General features: G+C 66.8%; 1 pseudogene. It reads left to right on the forward strand.

Annotation, left to right across the window (positions count from 1 at the left end):
• Nucleotides 1–551, forward strand: a pseudogene (locus ACLARN_RS44180) (conjugal transfer protein TraC); the annotation flags it as partial.

The following is a 551-nucleotide window of genomic DNA, read 5'->3' on the forward strand; positions in this document are numbered from 1 at the left end:
CTGTCCTATCCCGGCCGTGTCGATGTGTCGCTGCACATCGAACCGATCGATCCCGTCACCGCCGCCAACCGGCTCAAGCGCCAGCTGTCCAAGCTGGAGTCAGGGCGGCGACACACCTCGGACAAGGGACGGTTGGTGGACCCGATGGTCGAGGCCGCCACCGAGGACGCCTACGACCTCTCGGCCCGCGTCGCCCGCGGCGAAGGCAAGTTGTACCGGCTCGGCCTGTATCTGACCGTGCACGCCAGCAGCGAAGCGAATCTCACCGAACAGGTCGCCGCAGTGCGGGCGCTCGCGGCGTCGTTGCTGATGAACGCTCAGCCGACCACCTACCGGTCGTTGCAGGGCTGGGTGTCCACCCTGCCGCTGGCGCTGGATCTCATCGGCATGCGCCGCACCTTCGACACCAGCGCTCTGGCAGCCGCGTTCCCCTTCACCTCACCGGACCTTCCACCAGCAGACCCGACCAGTGTCGCCGCACCGGCCGGTGTGTTGTACGGGTTCAACGTCGGATCACAGGGTTTAGTGCACTGGGACCGCTTTTCCGCCGA

It is taken from the genome of Amycolatopsis sp. cmx-11-12, assembly GCF_046269425.1.
Lineage (GTDB): Bacteria > Actinomycetota > Actinomycetes > Mycobacteriales > Pseudonocardiaceae > Amycolatopsis.